General features: G+C 73.6%; 9 protein-coding genes. 7 read left to right on the top strand and 2 right to left on the bottom strand.

What is annotated here, in order from left to right; all coding sequences use genetic code 11:
* Positions 1 to 19: 19 nt before the first annotated feature.
* Positions 20 to 2260 carry a bifunctional glycosyltransferase/CDP-glycerol:glycerophosphate glycerophosphotransferase gene (locus OHA86_RS24695; protein ID WP_329178577.1) on the bottom strand — a complete coding sequence of 747 codons (2241 nt, stop codon included), beginning with the start codon at positions 2258 to 2260 and terminating at the stop codon, positions 20 to 22.
* 188 nt (positions 2261 to 2448) lie between these two features.
* Here OHA86_RS24695 and OHA86_RS24690 point away from each other — a divergent pair, with 188 nt between their 5' ends.
* The 7 genes from OHA86_RS24690 (at position 2449) to OHA86_RS24660 (ending at position 13577) form a co-directional block, all read left to right on the top strand.
* Entirely contained in the window at positions 2449 to 6099 is a 3651-nt protein-coding gene (locus OHA86_RS24690; RefSeq protein WP_329178576.1) for a bifunctional glycosyltransferase/CDP-glycerol:glycerophosphate glycerophosphotransferase, read from the top strand.
* Between the two features lie 81 nt (positions 6100 to 6180).
* Complete coding sequence (locus OHA86_RS24685) at positions 6181 to 6564, top strand: DUF2304 domain-containing protein (protein ID WP_329178574.1); 384 nt, start codon at positions 6181 to 6183, stop codon at positions 6562 to 6564.
* Positions 6561 to 7340, top strand: a complete 780-nt coding sequence (locus OHA86_RS24680; RefSeq protein WP_329178572.1) for a glycosyltransferase family 2 protein — start codon at positions 6561 to 6563, stop codon at positions 7338 to 7340. Before OHA86_RS24685 ends, OHA86_RS24680 begins: the two co-directional genes overlap by 4 nt.
* A gap of 310 nt (positions 7341 to 7650) precedes the next feature.
* Complete coding sequence (locus tag OHA86_RS24675) at positions 7651 to 8301, top strand: class I SAM-dependent methyltransferase (protein ID WP_329178569.1); 651 nt, start codon at positions 7651 to 7653, stop codon at positions 8299 to 8301.
* Positions 8302 to 8417: 116 nt separating this feature from the next.
* Positions 8418 to 9953 (top strand): hypothetical protein, encoded by a 1536-nt coding sequence (locus OHA86_RS24670; RefSeq protein ID WP_329178567.1) that lies wholly within the window; start codon positions 8418 to 8420, stop codon positions 9951 to 9953.
* Positions 9950 to 11455 (top strand): hypothetical protein, encoded by a 1506-nt coding sequence (locus OHA86_RS24665; protein ID WP_329178566.1) that lies wholly within the window; start codon positions 9950 to 9952, stop codon positions 11453 to 11455. Before OHA86_RS24670 ends, OHA86_RS24665 begins: the two co-directional genes overlap by 4 nt.
* Before the next feature lie 169 nt (positions 11456 to 11624).
* Entirely contained in the window at positions 11625 to 13577 is a 1953-nt protein-coding gene (locus tag OHA86_RS24660; RefSeq protein ID WP_443072015.1) for a serine/threonine-protein kinase, read from the top strand.
* Between the two features lie 62 nt (positions 13578 to 13639).
* On the opposite strand, the gene OHA86_RS24655 is transcribed toward OHA86_RS24660, so the two are convergent.
* The gene (locus tag OHA86_RS24655) at positions 13640 to 18595 is read right to left on the bottom strand and encodes an NAD-glutamate dehydrogenase (protein WP_329178562.1); all 4956 of its coding nucleotides are present in this window, start codon (positions 18593 to 18595) and stop codon (positions 13640 to 13642) included.
* Positions 18596 to 18633: the final 38 nt, after the last annotated feature.

The following is an 18633-nucleotide window of genomic DNA, read 5'->3' as shown; positions in this document are numbered from 1 at the left end:
CCTCACGGCGGCACCCCCGTCAGGGCATCGGCACCGCGGGCGCCGGGGACGGGTCGGTCAGGGAGGCCGGGGACGGCGCCGGGTGGCGGTCGGCGAGGGGGCGGTACGGGACGAGCCCCTCCTCGCCGAGGAAGACCCGCCGCACGACCCGCTCGGCGGCGAGCCCGTCGTCGTAGCCGCAGAAGCGCTCGCGGAAGGCGGCCCGCAGAGCGCCCGCGGCCTCGCCGCGCCACGCGCCGCCGCGGAAGACCCCGGCCAGCGCCACCTCGTCGTGGGCGACCGCCCCCGGCGTCTCGCCCGGCCGCCCCGACAGCAGGTCGAAGTAGACGCCCCGGGCGGCCCGGTAGGCCGCCCAGTCGGCGGCGTGGACAACGATCGGCCGGTCGAGGTTGGCGTAGTCGAACATCAGCGAGGAGAAGTCGGTGACCAGCGCGTCCGACGCGAGGCACAGCTCCTCGACGCACGCGTGCCCGGAGACGTCCACGATGGCCCCCGCGGCGTGCAGCTCTTCGAGCTGCGGGCTCTGCCCGTAGAAGTAGTGGGCCCGCACCAGCAGCGTGTAGCCGGGACCGAGTTCGCGGGCGAGGCGTTCGAGGTCCAGCGGGAGGACGAACTCGCGCTGGTAGTCGCGGTGGGTGGGCGCGTAGAGGATCGCCGTCGTGCCGGGGGCGAGCCCGAGCGACTGGCGGGCGCGGCGGACGTCGTCGGGGCCGGCCGTGTAGAAGACGTCGTTGCGCGGGTAGCCGCTGGGGAGGGTGCGGTAGCCGCTGGGGTAGACCCGGTCGAAGACCTCCGCGGAGTGCTGGTTGGAGACCAGCGAGTAGTCCCACTGGTCGGCGTGGTCGAGCAGCCGGCCGAAGCTCATCCCCTTGCCGACCGCGGGCCGCGCGCGCAGGTCCATGCCCATGTGCTTGAGCGGGGTGCCGTGGTGGGTCTGCACATACGTCTGGCCGGGCCGCTTGACGATGGTCCCGGTGAAGTTCGCGTTGTTGACCAGGTGGCCGGCCCGTGCCAGGACGTCCCAGTAGCGGCGGGAGTTGACGACGACGTGCTCGGTGCCGGGCGGCAGCGCGTCCCGGTCGCGCTTGTTGACGACCCAGACGCCGCGCAGGTGCGGGGCGATCTCCGCGGCCTTGCGGTAGATCGCGGCCGGGTTGCAGGACACCCCGCGGTTCCAGTAGGCCGCGTAGACGACCAGGCCCGGGTCGAGGGGCCGGCGCAGCCGCAGCCGGTAGTAGCGCTGGTAGGCCGCGCGGGCCAGGCTGTTCTTGCGTGACCTGAGCCTCTTGGCGACCTGCATCGCGAGCGCCCGGACGCCGAGTGCCGCGCGGTAGCGGCCGTACGAACCCGTGCCGGCGGCCCTGACCCAGCGGGCCTCCTTCGGCTCGGGGGCGGTCCAGCCGGGCGGGCGGTGGTCGGTGAGCAGCCGGCCGGCCCTGCGGACGAAGTCGGGTGCGGCCTGCGGGGTGAGCCGGTCCTCGCCGACGGCCATCAGGACCGCGGCCATCTGCCCGTACAGCGCGGCCCTTTCGGCGTCCCCCGACAGCTCTGCGAGGACTTCGGTGTAGCGGTCGAGCACGGCCAGGTGGTGGGCGCCGCGGGTGGTGGTGACGCTGCCCGAGCGGCGCTTGCGCCAGCGGACGCACACCCGGTCCAGGCACGCGATGCGCGGCGCGGCGGTGAGCACCCGGGTGGCGACGGCGATGTCGGCGTAGGGGGCGGCGCCGAAGGAGAAGGCGCGGGAGGTCCAGAAGCCCCGGCGTACCGCGCGGTTCCAGGCGGCCGGGTAGCAGGCCAGGCAGTCGGGGAGGTCGGCGGCGGTGAAGACGCGTTCGCCCGCGGCGGCCAGGAAGTCGCCGTCGCCGCTCTCCTGGACGTTCTCCCACACGGTGAAGCGCTCGTGGTCGTAGAGCAGCACATCGGGGTCGCCGGTGCGGCCGAGCCGGGTGTCGAGGGCGGCCAGGGTGCCGGGCGCCATGAGGTCGTCGGCGTCGAGGAAGACCAGGTAGTCGCCGCTCGCGCGGGCGGCGCCCGCGTCCCTGGCAGGCCCGGTGCCGCCGGTGCGGTCCAGGCGCACTGGTACGACACGGGGGTCCGCGGCGGCGAGGTCGGCGATGATCGCGCCGCACGCGTCGGGTGAGGCGTCGTCCACCGCGATCACCTCGACGTCGCCGAAGGACTGGTCGAGCACGGACTCCAGGCAGGGGCGCAGGAAGCCCTGCGCGCGATGGGCGGGGACGACGACGCTGAAACGGGGCATGACCATCCTGGACAGATCGGTGGTTACCGGGGCGGGATAACGTCCGAGGGTAATTGGCCGGGCACTCTGTGTCGATCCACGAGGCCGCGTCGCTCGTTCGGCCTACCTTCGGTGACCGCTGCGCGCGGGGCGAGTTGAGCACACGGCATGGTCTGCCGCCGCCGTCCCGAAAGGAGCGTTGTCCCACCATGACGCCCCGCCTGACCGTCGTCGTCCCCGTCCACAACGTCGAGCAGTACCTGGAGGAATGCCTGCGCTCGATCGCCGCGCAGACGCTGGCCGAGCTTGATGTGGTGATGGTGGACGACGGTTCGACGGACACCAGTGCGGACATCGCGCGGGAGTTCGCCGCCGGCGACCCGCGCTTCCGGCTGGTCTCCCAGGACAACGGCGGCCTCGGCCACGCCCGCAACACCGGTGCGCGCAACGCCGACCCCGCGACCCCGTACCTGACGTTCATCGACAGCGACGACGTGCTGCCGCCGCGCGCGTACGAGCAGCTGACCGGGCTGCTCGACCGGTCGGGGTCGGACTTCGCCACCGGGAACGTCTACCGGCTGACCACCGCCGGCCGCAGCCAGGCCTGGCAGCACCGCGACATGACCAGGACCGTCAGCCGCACCCACATCACCCGCGACCTGGCCCTGCTGTCGGACCGGGTGGCCTGGAACAAGGTCTTCCGCCGCACCTTCTGGGACACCCACGGCCTCGCCTTCCCCGAGGGCGTGCTGTACGAGGACACACCGCTGACCATCCCGGCGCACTTCCTCGCCGACGCCGTCGACGTCCTGCACGAGCACGTGTACTACTGGCGGATCCGCGAGGGCTCGATCACCCGGCGGCGCACCGACGTCAGGGGGGTACGCGACAGGATCGCCGCCGTGGACGGGGTCTCGCGCTTCCTCGCCGACCCGGCCAACACCCGCTGGAGCAAGCACAAGCGGGACTACGACCGGTCGGTCCTCACCGACGACCTGCTCTACTTCATCGAGGCCCTGCCGATGGCGGGACCCGAATACCGCCACGTCTTCATGGAGCGGGCCGGCGACTTCCTCAGCCGGGTCGATCCCACCCTCTACGCCGGGCTGCCGGTCGAGCTGCGGCTGCGCTGGGAGCTGATCAGGCAGGGCAGGCTCGACGACCTGCTGACCGTGCTCGGCCACGAACGGCAGGGCGGGCGCACCGTCTTCGACCTCGCCGGGCTGCCGCTGCGCAAACGCGCCGTCGTCGTACGCCCCGACGGCTCGCCGGTGCCGCTGTCCCGGGCGGCGAGCGCGGCCGGCCCCTCCGACCTGCCGGTCCTCGCCCGGCTGCGGGATCTGGAGTGGCGCGACGGCAAGCTGGTGCTCAAGGGCTACGCCTACATCCGCAACGTGGACGCCCGCACCCGGCGCTCCTCGCTCAAGACCGCCGTCGCCGCCTGCGGACGGCGCCGGCTGCTGCTGCCGGTGCGGACGGTGCGGACGCCCGAGGTCACCGACGAGCAGACGCAGGAGCGGCACTGCTACGACTGGTCCGGCTTCGAGATCACCGTCGACCCGGCGCGGCTGCGCACCGACGGCGGCTGGAAGGCGGCGCAGTGGCGGATCGGCATCGTGCTGGCGGGCGGCGGCTCCCTGCGGCCGGCCGCGCTGCGTGCCGAGGAGGCCGGCGCGGGCTCCTCGCCGGTGCCCTTCCCGCTGGACGACGACACCCGGCTGGTGCCCTGGTACAAGGACGGCAGGCTCCATCTGTCGGTCGAGCCGGTCACCCGGCGCCTCACCGCCCACCGCCCGTCAGGGGACGGCCTGCTGCGCCTGGACCTCGCGGTCCGCGACCGTACGCCGCCGGTGGCGGTGCGGCTGACCCAGCAGACGTCGGGGGCCGCCTTCGACTACCCGCTGACGCCGGAGGGCGGCTCCGCAGGCCCGGAGGGCCCGGGCGGCCCGGGCGGCCCGGGCGGCTCCGGCGGCTCCGGGGGTGCGGCCGGCTCCGGCGGCTCCGGCGGGTGGACCGCGCTGGCCGCCGACGTCGCGCTCGCCGACCTGGGCGGGGCGCGGCCCCCGGCGGCCGGGCTGCCGAAGGAGGTCGCGCCGGAGACGACCGCGACCTGGACGGCCGAGGTCGTCTTCCCCGACGGCGGCCGGGCCAGGGTCGCCCTGGACCGCGACCTGCCGCCGGGACGCTACGCGCTGGCCCCCGACGAGCGGCTGGGCGGCAGCGGCCCGCGCGAGCTGTCCGTGGAGGGCACCGCGGCCGGCAACCTGGTGCTGCGCGACCGCATCCCGCAGGCGGTCGCCGACCGTGTCGCCTTCACCCCGGACGGCCGCCTGCTGGTCGCCGGCGAACTCCCCCCGCACGTGGCCGCGCCCGAAGCGCCGGAAGGACCCGGCGGTGAGCAGCCCGCGCCCGCCCGGCTGATGCTGCGGCACGGCACCTACCGCGCCGAGACCGGCGCCGATGTCGTCACGGAGGCGGCGCCCGGGCACTTCTCGGCGTCCCTCGACGTCGGGGCGCTGCCGCACGCCGGGCGGTGGTATCTGCATCTGCGGGCGGGCGGCACGGACACCCCCGTCCGGGTCGCGCCGCAGACGATGAGCACGCTGCCGCTCGACCTGCTGGTGGCCGAGGGGGAGCGCCCGGTCACTCTCGACCGGCGCTTCCACGACCATCTGTTCGTCACCGCCGGCTCGGCGGTCCCCGCGGCGGACCGCGGGCCGTACCGGCAGCGGATGCTGCGCGAGCGGCGCTACCCGGTGCTGGCCCGCCGCCAGCTCACCGACACCGTCCTCTACAGCAGCTTCGACGGCCGCCGCTGCGACGACTCGCCCCGCGCGGTGCACGACGAGCTGGTGCGGCGCGGCGCCCCGCTGGACCACGTGTGGGCGGTCGCGGACCGGACGACGCCGGTGCCGGCCGCCGCGCGGCCCGTGGTGCTGGGCAGCCATGCCTGGTACGAGGCGCTGGCCCGCAGCCGGAACATCGTCACCAACTCCCACCTGCCGGCCTTCTTCCGCCGCCGGGACGGCCAGCACGTGGTGCAGACCTGGCACGGCACCCCGGTCAAGCGCTTCGGCCAGGACCTGGCGGGCACCCTGTGCGCCGACCTCACCCACATGTGGCCGCAGCCGCTGCGCGGCGACCAGTGGACCGTCCTGCTGTCGCCCAGCGCGCAGAGCACCCCGGAGTTGCGCCGCGCCCTGGCCTTCGACGGGGAGATCGCCGAGACCGGGCTGCCGCGCAACGACCTGCTCAGCGGCGAGGACCGCGACAAGGTCGCCGAGGAGGTCCGCGCCCGGCTCGGCCTGCCGGCCGGGCGCACGGTCGTGCTGTACGCGCCGACCGTACGCGACGACGAGGCCTACGACGCCGCCCACCAGCGGCTGCACCTGGCCGCCGACCTCGCCGCCCTGGAGGCCGGGCTGTCCGCCACCCATGTGCTGCTGGTCCGCGCGCACCCGCTGGTCGCCGACACCGTGCCGGCGACCGGCTTCGTCCGGGACGTCTCCGCCCACCCCGACCTGGCGGAACTGCTGCTCGCCGCCGACATCCTGGTCACCGACTACTCCTCGCTGCTCGCGGACTTCGCCGTCACGGGCCGCCCGATCCTGCTGCACACCCCCGACCTGGGACATATGCGGGACACCCTGCGCGGCTTCACCTTCGACTTCGAGGCGCAGGCACCGGGTCCGCTGTCGTCCACCACACCCGAGCTGATCGCGGCGCTGCGCGACCCGGCCGCGGCGGTGCGGCCGTACGGCGAGGCCTACGACGCCTTCCGTGCCGCCTTCTGCCATCTGGACGACGGGCGGGCCGCCTCCCGCGTGGCGGACCTGATTCTGCGCGGGCCGCGCATCTGATGAAGCGGGGCGGCCCGGCCGGCCGCCGGCCCGCGACAACGGAACGACGGAATCCCCGCAGCACTCCAGGAGGCCCTCACCGTGCACTTGTCCGTGATCACCTCGCTCACCGGACTGACCCTGCTGGCCTGCATCCTGGAACTGCTGCGCCGGCACCAGCTGCGGGAGAAGTACGCGGCGCTGTGGCTCGCGGTGGGTTCGGCGGTGGTGCCGCTCGGGCTGTTCCCGCAGATGCTGGACTCGCTGGCGCGCGCGCTCGGTATCGTTTCGGGAGCGAGCCTGGTGCTGTTCGCCGGGATCGTGCTACTCCTGCTGGTGTGCTTGCACCTGAGCTGGGAGTCGAGCCGCCTGGAGGAGGAGACCAGGACGCTCGCCGAGGAGATCGCGCTGATCAGGACGGCGCTGGACGAGCAGACGCGCCCCCCGGCAGTGGCGGTCCGCCGCACGGAGGGCGGCGCCGCATGACGCCGGGCGCGGGCCCGCACGCGCGGCGGGTGCTGGTCATCGTGCCCGCCTGGAACGAGGCGGAGGGCCTCGGCGCGGTGCTGGCCGAGCTGCGGGCCGCGGTCCCGGGCGCCGACGTCCTGGTGGTGGACGACGGCTCCACCGACCGCACCGCCCAGACCGCCCGCGCCTGCGGCGCCCGGGTGGCCCGGCTGCCCTACAACCTCGGCGTCGGCGGCGCCATGCGCACCGGCTACCGTTACGCCCTGGACCAGGGCTACGACGCCGCCGTCCAGGTCGACGCCGACGGGCAGCACGACCCGGGCTACGTCCCCGCCCTGCTGGCCGCGCTGGAGACGGCCGACCTGGTGGTCGGGGCGCGTTTCGCGGGCGTGGGCGACTACCGGGTACGCGGCCCGCGCCGCTGGTCGATGCGGCTGCTGTCACGGGTGCTGTCCGGGATGGCGGACACCCGGCTGACCGACTCGACCTCCGGTTTCCGGGCCTGCAACCGCGACATGATCGCCTTCTTCGCCCGCTGGTATCCGGCCGAGTATCTGGGCGACACCGTCGAGAGCATGGTGGGCGCGCTGCGCCGCGGCTACCGGGTGCGGCAGGTGCCGGTGGCGATGCGGCCGCGCGCCACTGGAGCGCCGAGCCAGTCGTCGGCCCGGGCGCTGGTGTATCTGGCCAGGACCGCGCTGGTGCTGCTGCTCGCGGTGACCCGCCGGGTCCCGGCGCCGCAGCGCGCCGGGACCGCGCCCAGGGTGCCGGAGCCCGCGAGGGCGGCCAGGTGAGCCCGGCGCGCTTCGACGTGATGATCCCGCACGACGGCGATGCGGCGCTGCTGCGGCCCGCGGTGCGCAGCGTGCAGGCGCAGGACGGCGACGACTGGCGGCTGACCGTGGTGGACGACGGGTGCGAGCCGCGCCGCGCACCGGCGCTCCCGGCGGCAGGCGGCAGTGCCCCGCGGGCCGCACGCGAGCGCGCCCGTACCGCCGGCGGAGGCGCCGGTCGCCGGACCGCCGCCCACCTGATCCGTACGTACACGACCAGCCGCACCGCACCAGCTGCGATCAACCAGCCGCACCAGCGAAAGGCGTACCGATGTCCGACACCGCCTCCCCCGACTACACCGCCCGCCTGCTGGCCCGGCGGCTGCTGCCCACCCAGGCGCCCTACCGGTGGAATCTGCGCCGGCTGCGGCTGGGCCGCGTGCTGGACGTCGGCTGCGGGGTGGGCCGGAATCTGCGGCACTGTGCCCCGGGCAGCGTCGGCGTCGACCACAACGCGCACTCGGTGGCGGCGGCCCGCGAGCGCGGCCTGACCGCGTACACCCCGGAGGAGTTCACCGCGGCGGGCTGGGAGCACGGCGCCTTCGACAGCCTGCTGTGCGCGCACGTCCTCGAACACCTGGAGGCGGCCACGGGGTCGGCGCTGCTGGCCACGTACCTGCCCTACGTACGCCCCGGCGGCCGGGTCGTGCTGATCACCCCGCAGGAGGCCGGGTTCGCCAGCGACGCGACGCACGTGCGCTTCGTCGGCTTCGACGAGCTGGCCGAAGAAGCGCGGGCCGCCGGGCTCGTGGTCAGCAGGGCGTACTCCTTCCCGCTGCCCCGGGCGGCCGGACGGCGTTTCCCGTACAACGAATTCGTGCTGGTCTCCACCACCGCGCCGGACGCCGCCCGGCCGCAGCGGCCGGGCGACCCGCACACCGCGGCGCGGGTCGCCGAGGGGGCACCCGAGCGCCGGGCGTGACGTCCGGCGCGCCCTTGTGACCTCGCGACGGGTCCCGCTCCGCCGAACGGGTGGCGTGCGGGAGCCATCGGCGGGGAAGGGCGAAACCTTTGCCGGCAGGCCGCGGTTGGGATCGGGTGACGACCATCAGCCGCTTCACCGGTGCCCGTTTCCTCCCCATGGTTCCGGCGCTGCGCCGCGCCGCAGACCGGGTTCCGGAGCGCGCGCGGCTGCCGGTCGCCGTGGGACTGCTCTGCGAGGCCGTCCTGCTGCTGTGGTGGCTGGCCTTCTACCCCGGGCTGATGAGCTTCGACACCGTCACCTACGTGTGGCAGGTCACCACCGGCCACTGGCGCAGCGACCACTCGGTGGCCTACGACGTGCTGGTGTGGCTGTCGCTGCAGATCACCGGCGGCCTGGCGGCGCTGACGTTCCTTCAGACCGTCGCCCTCGCCGCCTCGCTCGGCTATGTGTGCCACGGGCTGCGCGCGCTCGGGGTGCGCGGCCGGTGGGCCGCCGCCGCGCCGCTGGCCGTCGTCCTGGTGCCGTCCACCGGCACGTTCGGCATCTTCGTGTGGAAGGACAGCGCCTACGCCATCGCCGCCGTCCTGGCCTTCGGTGCCTGCGCCCACCTGGCCGCGCGTCAGCGCCCGCTCCTGCACTGGTGGTTGCTGGCCGCCGCGATGACCGGGCTGTCGGTCTTCCGCAACAATTCCTACCCGGCCGTGGCGGTCGCGGGCCTGGTGCTGCTGGCCGCGATGCCCCGCCGCTGGCGCAGGATCGCCGCCGCCACCCTGGTCCCGACGGCGCTGGCCCTCGCCCTCAACTTCGGCGTCTACCCGGCGATCGGCGTCCAGAAGCCGAGCACCAGCTCCTACTACGCCTTCAACTACGCCGACATCTCGGTCGCCTACCACCGCGCCCCGCAGACCTTCCGCCGCTCCGACCTCGCGGTGATGTCGCAGGTCGCGCCGCTCGCGCACTGGTCGGCCGGCGGCAGCAACTGCAGTTGGGTCGATCCTCTGATGGCCCCGCCCTTCGACCGGCCGGCCGCGGAACGCCTCAACGGTAAGCTGCTCGACACCTGGGGCCACGTCCTGGCGAAACGTCCCGACCTGATGCTGTCCGCACACCTGTGCCGGGGCAGGATCGCCTGGGCGCTGCCCCGCAACGACAGCGACATCTTCATCCAGCCACCGGTCGTCCCCGCCGACCGGTTCGGCTACTCGCGGCCCGGAGGGCTGATGGACCACAGCCGCTTCTTGCCGGCGCTGCGCACCGACCCGCCGTCGGACGGCCTGCACTCCGCAGGCGTGTGGGCGTACACCGCGGCCCGTACACCCGAGTTGACCTGGTTCCTGTGGACCGGCTCGCTGTGGTGCTGGGCCACGTATCTGATCGTGCTGCGGATGATGCGGCGCCGCCCGCTGCGCTCGGCGCTCGCGCTGGCCGCGACCACGGCGGGGCTCCAGGTCGCGGTGCTGGTCGCGACCCCGGCCGGGCTCTTCCGCTACATGGCCGCGCCGGTCCTGCTGGGCTTCCTCGCGCTGCCGCTGCTGACCGCCGCCCACCCCGCCGACCGGCTGCCGGGCGCCGACCCGGCACGGCGCGGACGCGCCCGCGCGGCGGCCCGCCCCCAGTCGGCGCCGCCGCGTTCCGGGGCCGCCGCATGACCGGCGAGGCGCGGATCGCGCCGACGTTCGGAACCCGGGCACTGGCCTGGCGGCCGACGCCGTACGTCCTGGTGGGCGCCGGCTTCTGGCTGCTGCTCTCGATCGTGGCCTGGCACACCCCCATAGCCGCCGACTTCGGCCAGCACGCCTCCGCGGTGCAGCGGGTCAAGGACAACCCGTGGCACCCGGCCAATCCGCTGCTCAAGGAGCCGGGTACCGACAGCCCGTACTACTCCCCCTACATCGTCACGCTCGGCCTGACCGCCCGGCTGACCGGCGCCGCCGGATGGCAGATGGTGCGCTGGTGCGGGCCGCTGAATCTCGCCGTGCTGGTCGTCGGCATCGGCGCCTTCGCCAGGACGCTGAGCGCCCGTCGGATGGCGCCGGTCTACGCGCTGCTGGCCTTCACCCTGCTGTGGGGTGTGCGGGGCGAGGAGTGGAGCGGCTTTTGCGGCATGTGGTCGCTGACCCGGGGAGCGCCGTATCCGAGCGCCTTCGCGGTGGGCCTGGCCTTCCTGCTGTGGACCTGGACCGACCGGCTGGCCCGGCGCGGCGGCACGCCGTGGGAGTACGCCGGGCTCGGCGCGGCGGCCGGGGCACTGCTGCTCATCCACCCGATCACCGCGCTGGCCGCGACCGTCGGCATCGCGGCGATCGTCGTCGGGCGGCAGCAGGGCTGGTCCCGGCGGATCGCCGTGCTGTGGGCGGTCAGCGGCCTCGCGGCGCTGGCCGTCGCGGTGGCCTGGCCGTACTTCGACGTCTTCTCGCTGGCCGGCGACACCACCGTCGACGGGGTGCACCGCAAGCTCTACACCCACCCCTGGCAGTGGTACGGCCTCGCGCTGGCCGGGGTGCCCGCGCTGGCCTGGCGGGCCCGGCAGCGGCTGCGGGACCCGCTGGTGCTGATGTTCACGGCGTACGCGGCGATCGCCGCGTACGGCTGGGTCAGCGGCCACTACACCTACGGGCGGGTCTTCGCGCTGCTGCTGATGCCGCTGCAGTTCGCGCTCGCGGTGGAAGTGGCCGCGGTCCCGCCCTGGACACGGCTGCGCAAGGTGCTCGCCCCGCTCGCCGCGGTCGCGCTGTGCCTCGGGCTGGCCGCGCAGATCGGCGCGGTGGTCCCGCAGCGCTTCCTGCCGGTGGCCACCCGGCATCCCTACCGCTGGCCGGACTACCACTGGGTCGCCGACCGGGTCCCGGTCGGCGACGTCGTCCTGACCGACGGCTACAACGCGATGCACGTGCTACCCGCCTACGGCATCTACCTCGTCGCCCCGACCTGGCCCGACCCCTCCACCCCCGACGCCGACCGCGCGCGCCGCTGGTCCGACACCAAGGCGTACTTCGCCCCGGCCACGCCCGCGCCCCGGCGCGCGGCCATCGCCCGCCAGTACGGCGCCGGCTGGCTCCTCCTCCAGCGCGGCCAACTCCCGCCGCCCGGCGCCACCGTGGTGGCCGACTCCGCCAGGACCGGCGAACAGCTGCTCCGCCTGACGCCCTGACAGGCGCCGGGGCCCGGCCGGGCGGCCACCGCGCCCCACCGCCGGGTAACCGGCACTGACCCCAGGTAGCATCAAGCAGCTTTTCGACTACCGGGGGGTGCCCGAAATCGCCGGCCACGACAACCTTTCGCGTCCGCTCAGCCCGCTCCAGCCGCAGGATCCCCGCGAGGTGGCCGGCTACCGGCTGCGCGCCCGGATCGGCGAGGGCGGCATGGGCAGCGTCTACCTCAGCCACACCCGCGGCGGCCAGCCGCTCGCGCTGAAGGTGATCCGCCGCGAATACGCGCAGGACGAGGAATTCCGCCGCCGCTTCCAGCAGGAGGTGCAGGCGGCCCGCCGGGTCCAGGGCTACTACGTCGTGCCGGTCCTCGACCACGACACCACCGGCAACCAGCCCTGGCTGGCGACCACCTACGTCCCCGGCCTCCCGCTGGACGAGGCGCTGGCCCGCTACGGCGCCCTGCCGCTGCCGAGCGTGCTCCAGCTGATGGGCTGCGCGGCCGAGGCGCTGCGGGCGGTGCACGCGGCCGGCGTCATCCACCGGGACCTCAAGCCGAGCAACATCCTGCTCGGCGCGGCCGGCCCCGCGGTCATCGACTTCGGCATCGCCCGGGCGGCCGACTCCACCGCGCTGACCCGCAGCGGCGGGCTGATCGGCACCCCGCAGTTCATGTCGCCCGAGCACGCCAACGGCCTCGCCCTCACCCCCGCCACCGACGTCTTCTCGCTCGGCCTGATCGCGGCGGTCGCCGCCACCGGGCGGCATCCGTACGGGGAGGCGGGCGCGATCACGCTGGCCGCGCAGATCGCCAACACCGCGATCCGGCCGCCGGACCTGAGCCCGTACCCGGAGCCGCTGCGCGAACTGCTGGAACGCTGCCTGACCGCGGACCCCGACGCCCGCCCCCTGCCGCAGGAGCTGGCCGACTCCTGCGCCCGTGCGGCGGGCCGCTCACTGCGGGACGTCGCGGGCTGGCTGCCGGAGCCGGTGGCCGCCGAGATCGTACGGCGCGAGGCGGCGGCCAGGCGCCCGCCGGAGCCGGAGTCCGCGCCGGGGGCGCCGGGTGCTGGGGGTGTGGGGGGTGCTCCAGGGCCGGGGGGTGCGGTGCCGCCGAAGCCCGCGGTGCCGCCGGGGGCGGGCGGCACGCCCGGGATGCCGGCGACCGTGCCGGAGGCAGGGCCCACCGGGGCCTTCGGAGCCGCTTCGCCCGGGGTAAGTCCGGGGGGCGCGGGCCAGCAGGGGGCGGGGCCGCACGAGGTGGGTCAGCGGGGGTTCGGCGCTCAGGGGCCGGGTCCTCAGGGGCCAGGCACTCAGGGTCCGGGCACGGCCTATCCGGCGGGGACGTCCTCGTGGCAGCCGCCGGGCGGCGTACAGACCGGCGCGCAAGGCCCCGGCTCCGGCTCCGCGCCGGGTACGGGAGGACGGCCGAGCGGCCGGATGCAGAAGGTGCTGGCGATAGGCGGTGGCGTCCTCGCCCTGGTCCTCGCCGTGACGCTGACCTACGCCTTCACCCGCGCGAGCAACGACGACGACGCCTCGGCGAAGGGCAACCCCTCCGGCAGCGCCCCCTCGCATGCCCCGGACCAGCAGCCCACCAGCGGCCCGGCCACCGTCACCGACCCCGCCGGGACCGGAGCGTCCGCGGCCGGCGGCGCGACGGGCTCCGACGCGCCCAGCGCCCCGTCCGGCGACTACACGGTGATCTTCCAGAACCGCACCCTCACCGTCCGGCCGCCCAACAGCCTGGACTCGGGCCCCGACGTGGACCTGGACCAGCCGAAGGTCGACCCGCAGCACACCCTCCAGAACGGCGACGTCGAGTTCAGCTACGGCGACGACTACCTGACCTTCGACACCCCGGCCGGCAAGTCGCCGACCGACGAGCCCGCGGACTGCAAGGACGCCGCCGACTCCGCCCCGCTGCCGACCCAGATCGGGGCCCAGCAGCTGGTCGGCACGAACGCCCTGATCAAGGTCGGCGACCGGCTGTGCATGGTGACGTCGTCGGGCAACCTCGCCATGTGGACGATCACCGCGACCGAGCCGACCCGGAACTTCTACAAGACCCCCGTCTACACCGGCAGCCTCACCCTCTGGAAGGTCCCGGGCGCCGCTTCCTGACCGGCCCCGCACCGGGCGGGCCGGACAGCACTCCTGTACCGTCCGCCCGCCCGGCTCCGGGCTCAGCGGTGGGTGCGCAGCAGCGTCCTGAACGTTCGCATCGCCACCGACAGGCTGGCCAGGTCGAATTCCTCCGCCCCCTGGATCTCCTCCAGGGTCGTCCGCGCCCGCCCGATCAGCCCGGCGTTCTGCTCCTCCCAGGCGTGATAGCGCTGCTCCGGGGTGGCCAGGTCGTCGCCGGCCGCCAGCACGTCGGCGGTCAGCGCCGCGTGCGCCGCGAAGAGGTCCTCGCGGATCGCGGCCCGTGCCATCGACTGCCAGCGGTCGGAGCGCGGCAGCAGGATGATCCGGTCCAGCAGCTGGGTGATCTGCAGCCGGTCGGCGAGGTCGAAGTAGATCTCGGCCACGTCCAGCGGCTCCTTGCCGCTGCGGTGGGCGACCTCCACGATGTCGAGCGCCGGGAAGGCCGAGGAGAATCCGGCTACCCGGGTGGCCAGTTGCTCGGGCACTCCGCTGCCGGTCATCTCCTCGTGCAGCGTCTCGTACCACTCCAGGTCGGCGCCCCGCAGCAGCTTCGGCAGCTGGGACCAGACCGTGGCGACGCCCTCGGCGAAGTCGTCGATGGTCTCGGCGATCTGCAGCGGTTGCAGCCGGTTGTTGAGCAGCCAGCGGGTGGCGCGCTCGACCAGCCGGCGCGAATGCAGCCGGATCCGGGTCTGCACGGTGGCGTCGACCGTGTTGTCCAGCGACTCGACCTCGTCCCAGATCCCGCTGAGCCCGAAGATCGCGCGCGCGGCGGTGTGCGCCCTGACGATCTCCTCCGTGGTGGCGCCGATCTCCTCCCTGAAGCGGTGCAGGAAAGTCGTGCCGCCCGTGTTGATCGTGTCGTTGACCAGCACGGTGGTGACGATCTCGCGGTGCAGCGCGTGGGCGTTGATCTGCGTGGCGAACCGCTCCCGCAGCGGCAGGGGGAAGTACGCGTGCAGCAGCCGCCTCAGGTAGGCATCGTCGGGCAGCCCGGTGTGGATCAGCTCCTCGGCCGTGGTGATCTTGGCGTAGGCGAGGATCACCGCCATCTCCGGCTGGCTCAGGCCCTGCCCCGCGCCGAGCCGTTCGCGGATCTGCCGGTCGGTGGGCAGGAATTCCAGCGCCCGGTCCAGATGCCCGTCGCGCACCAGGCGGCGGATGAAGCGCTGGTGCGCCGGGAGCAGGCTGTCGGACTGCGCCATGCTGTTGCCGAGCGCGACATTCTGCGCGTAGTTGTTGCGCAGCACCAGGTTGCCGACCTCGTGGGTCATCTCGGCCAGCAGGCTGTTGCGCTGCTTGACCGTCAGATCGCCCTCGGCCACCACGCTGTTGAGCAGGATCTTGATGTTGACCTCGTGGTCGGAGGCGTCCACCCCCGCGCTGTTGTCGATCGCGTCGGTGTTGATCCGGCCGCCGGCGCCCTCGGGCCCGCCGGACCGGGCGAACTCGATCCGGCCCAGCTGGGTGAAGCCCAGGTTGCCGCCCTCGCCGACCACCTTGACCCGCAGGTCGGAGCCGTCGATGCGGATCGCGTCGTTGGCCTTGTCGCCGACGTCCGCGTTGGACTCGGTGGAGGCCTTGACGTAGGTGCCGATGCCGCCGTTCCACAGCAGGTCGACCGGGGCCTGAAGGATGGCCCTCATCAGCTCGGCCGGGGTGATCTTGGCGGCGCCCGGCGCGATACCGAGGGCCGCGCGCACATGCGCGTTGACCGGGATCGACTTGGCCGTCCTGGGGTAGATCCCGCCGCCCTGCGAGATCAGCGAGGTGTCGTAGTCCGCCCAGCTGCTGCGCGGCAGCTCGAACAGCCGCCGCCGCTCGGCGTACGAGGTCGCCGCGTCCGGCTTGGGGTCGAGGAAGATGTGCCGGTGGTCGAAGGCGGCGATCAGCCGGATGTGCTCGGACAGCAGCATCCCGTTGCCGAACACGTCACCGGACATGTCGCCGATGCCGACGACCGTGAAGTCCTCTTCCTGGGTGTTGTGGCCCATCTCCCGGAAGTGCCGCTTCACCGACTCCCAGGCGCCGGAGGAGGTGATGGCCATCTTCTTGTGGTCGTAGCCGACCGAGCCGCCGGAGGCGAAGGCGTCGCCGAGCCAGAAGCCGTAGGAGACGGCCACCTCGTTGGCGATGTCGGAGAACGACGCGGTGCCCTTGTCGGCCGCGACCACCAGATAGGTGTCGTCCCCGTCGTGCCTGACCACGTCGCGCGGCGGGACGACGTCGCCGGCCACCAGGTTGTCGGTGATGTCGAGCAGCCCGGAGATGAAGGTCTTGTAGCAGGCGATGCCCTCGGCGAGCCACGCGTCGCGGTCGGCGGCCGGGTCGGGCAGCCGCTTGCCGACGAAGCCGCCTTTGGCGCCGACCGGCACGATCACGGTGTTCTTCACCATCTGCGCCTTGACCAGGCCGAGCACTTCGGTGCGGAAGTCCTCGCGCCGGTCGGACCAGCGCAGACCGCCGCGGGCGACCTTGCCGAACCGCAGGTGCACGCCCTCCACCCGGGGCGAATACACCCAGATCTCGAACGCCGGCCGGGGCGCGGGCAGTTCGGGGATGGACTGCGGGTCGAACTTCATCGACAGGTACCGGTGCGGCTGCCCGTCCTCGGCGCGCTGAAAGTAGTTGGTGCGCAAGGTGGCCTTGATCAGGCTGAGGAAAGACCGCAGGATACGGTCCTCGTCCAGGCTGGCGACCTGGTCGAGCGCGCCGTCCAGCTCCTCCAGGATGCCGTCCGTCAGCTCGCTGCCGGCCCGCTGGTGGTCGGGCGAGAGCCGGGCCTGGAAGAGGTTGACCAGCAGCCGGGTGGTGTGGACGTTGGTCCTGAGGGTGTCCTCCATGTAGTCCTGGCTGAAGGTGGACCCGGCCTGCCGCAGGTATTTGGCGTACGCGCGCAGCACCATCGCCTGCCGCCAGTCGAGGCCGGCCCGCAGCACCAGGGAGTTGAAGCCGTCGTTCTCCGCCCGGTCGGTCCAGGTGGCGGCGAAGGCCTCCTGGAAACGCTCCCGCGCGTCGTCGCCGAGGTCGCCCAGCGCCGGGTCGAGCCGCAGCCCGAAGTCGTAGACCCAGACCCGTGACTGGTCGGAGCAGTGCAGCTCGTAGGGCCGTTCGTCCACCACCTCGACGCCGAGCCGCTGCAGCACGGGCAGCACCGCGGACAGCGAGACCGGCGCCCCGGTGCGGTAGATCTTGAACCGCCGCTCGGCGGGCGCGGCCCCGACCGGCTCGTACAGGCTGAGGGTGAAGTCGTCCTCGCCCAGCTCCTCGAAGTGCTGGAGGTCGGCGACCGCCACCCGGGGCGGGAAGTCCGCGCGGTAGCCGTCGGGGAAGGCCTGCCCGTAGCGGCGGACCAGCTCGGCGGCGCGCTCCTCGCCGCATTCGGCGGTCAGCGCCTCGGCGAAACCGTCGGCCCAGGAGCGGGTGGCGTCCGACAGCCGGCTCTCGATGCGCTCGACGTCGGCGTCGGTCAGCTCGCGCAGCGAGGCGCCCGGGTCGATCCGGATCACGAAGTGCAGCCTGGACAGCACCGATTCGGTGTTCCACGCGGTGAAGTCGACGCTGTGGCCGCCCAGCTCCTCCTGGAGGATGTTGGTCAGCCGCAGCCTTACCGCGGTGGTGAAGCGGTCCCGCGGCAGATACACCAGGGCGGAGAAGTAGCGGCCGTACTCGTCCTGCCGCAGGAAGAGCCGCAGTTTGCGGCGCTCCTGGAGGTAGAGCACGCTGGTGACGATGGACCGCAGCTCGTCGGCTGGGGTCTGGAACAGCTCGTCGCGCGGGTAGGTCTCCAGGATCTGCAGCAGGTCGCGCCCGTCGTGGCTGTCGGCGGAGAATCCGGCGCCCTCCAGCACCTCTTCGACCTTGCGGCGGACCACCGGCACCCGGCGCACCGACTCGGTGTAGGCGGCGGACGAGAACAGCCCGAGGAAGCGGCGCTCCCCGATCACATTGCCGTCGGCGTCGAATTTCTTCACCCCGACGTAGTCCAGATACGACGGCCGGTGCACGGTGGAGCGGCTGTTGGCCTTGGTCAGGATGAGCAGCTTGTGCTCCCTGGCCTTGGCGCGGGCGTCGGCCGGCAGCCGGCTGAACGACGGGGAGTTCGGGTGCCCCGGGTGGGTGCTGTCGCTGAGCGGGTGCTGCGGGTCGGAGCGCAGGATGCCGAGCCCGGTGCCGGGGACGGCGGCCAGCACGTCCTCAGAACCGCCGTCCTCCGCGGTCCCGGTGGTCAGCTCGTACTCGCGGTAGCCGAGGTAGGTGAAGTGGTCGCCGTCGAGCCAGCGCAGCAGTTCGAGGGCCTCACCGGTCTCCTGCGCGGGCAGCGGCGGCGGGTCGGCGGCCAGCTCGTCGGCGATGGACTGCGCGGCCTGCCGCATCTTCGCCCAGTCCTCGACGGACTCCCGTACGTCGGACAGCACCCGGCGCAGGTCGGCGGTGATCTCCTTGAGGTCGCCCCGGTCGGTCTCCCGGTCGATCTCGACATGGATCCAGGACTCGACCAGCACGTCGTGCGGCGGCGTCCCGTCGCCGACCTCGGGGGCGGTGGCCATGACTTCCAGCAGCTTGCCCGTGAGGTCGCGGCGGACGGTGAACTGCGGGTGGACCACCACGTGGATCGCCCGGTTGGCCTGGGTCAGCGCGTTGGTCACGGAGTCCACGAGGAAGGGCATGTCGTCGGTGACCACCTCGACGACGGTGTGGCTGCACTGCCAGCCGTTCTCCTCCACGCTCGGGGTGTGCACCCGGACGTTCGCACTGCCCTGCGGGCGTACCTCGGCGAGCCGGTAGTGGGACAGCGCGGCACCGAAGATGTCGTCCGGATCACGGTCGACCACGTCTTCCGGCGCGCTGTGCAGGTAGTACCGCTGGAGAAACGCGGTCATCGCCTCTGGGTCGAGGCCCTGGCCGGGCTGTTTCCCCTTCTGGCTGTTCTCACCGACCCGCGCTGCCTGTTCCAGCCGCTCGGCCTTGGTTTCGTCCAGCTTGGTCTGCATGTCCTCTGACTCCTGTCGCGCGCCATTGCGTGACGTCG

The sequence above is a fragment of the Streptomyces sp. NBC_01477 genome (assembly GCF_036227245.1).
Taxonomy (GTDB): Bacteria; Actinomycetota; Actinomycetes; order Streptomycetales; family Streptomycetaceae; genus Actinacidiphila.
The sequence above is the reverse complement of the archived record's forward strand: the minus strand, read 5'-3'. Positions and strand labels throughout refer to the sequence as shown.

Coding starts and splice junctions, on each gene's coding strand:
- OHA86_RS24695 (WP_329178577.1), bottom strand. CDS start 2,260: ATGCCCCGTTTCAGCGTCGTCGTCCCCGCCCATCGCGCGCAGGGCTTC.
- OHA86_RS24690 (WP_329178576.1), top strand. CDS start 2,449: ATGACGCCCCGCCTGACCGTCGTCGTCCCCGTCCACAACGTCGAGCAG.
- OHA86_RS24680 (WP_329178572.1), top strand. CDS start 6,561: ATGACGCCGGGCGCGGGCCCGCACGCGCGGCGGGTGCTGGTCATCGTG.
- OHA86_RS24675 (WP_329178569.1), top strand. CDS start 7,651: ATGTCCGACACCGCCTCCCCCGACTACACCGCCCGCCTGCTGGCCCGG.
- OHA86_RS24665 (WP_329178566.1), top strand. CDS start 9,950: ATGACCGGCGAGGCGCGGATCGCGCCGACGTTCGGAACCCGGGCACTG.
- OHA86_RS24655 (WP_329178562.1), bottom strand. CDS start 18,595: ATGCAGACCAAGCTGGACGAAACCAAGGCCGAGCGGCTGGAACAGGCA.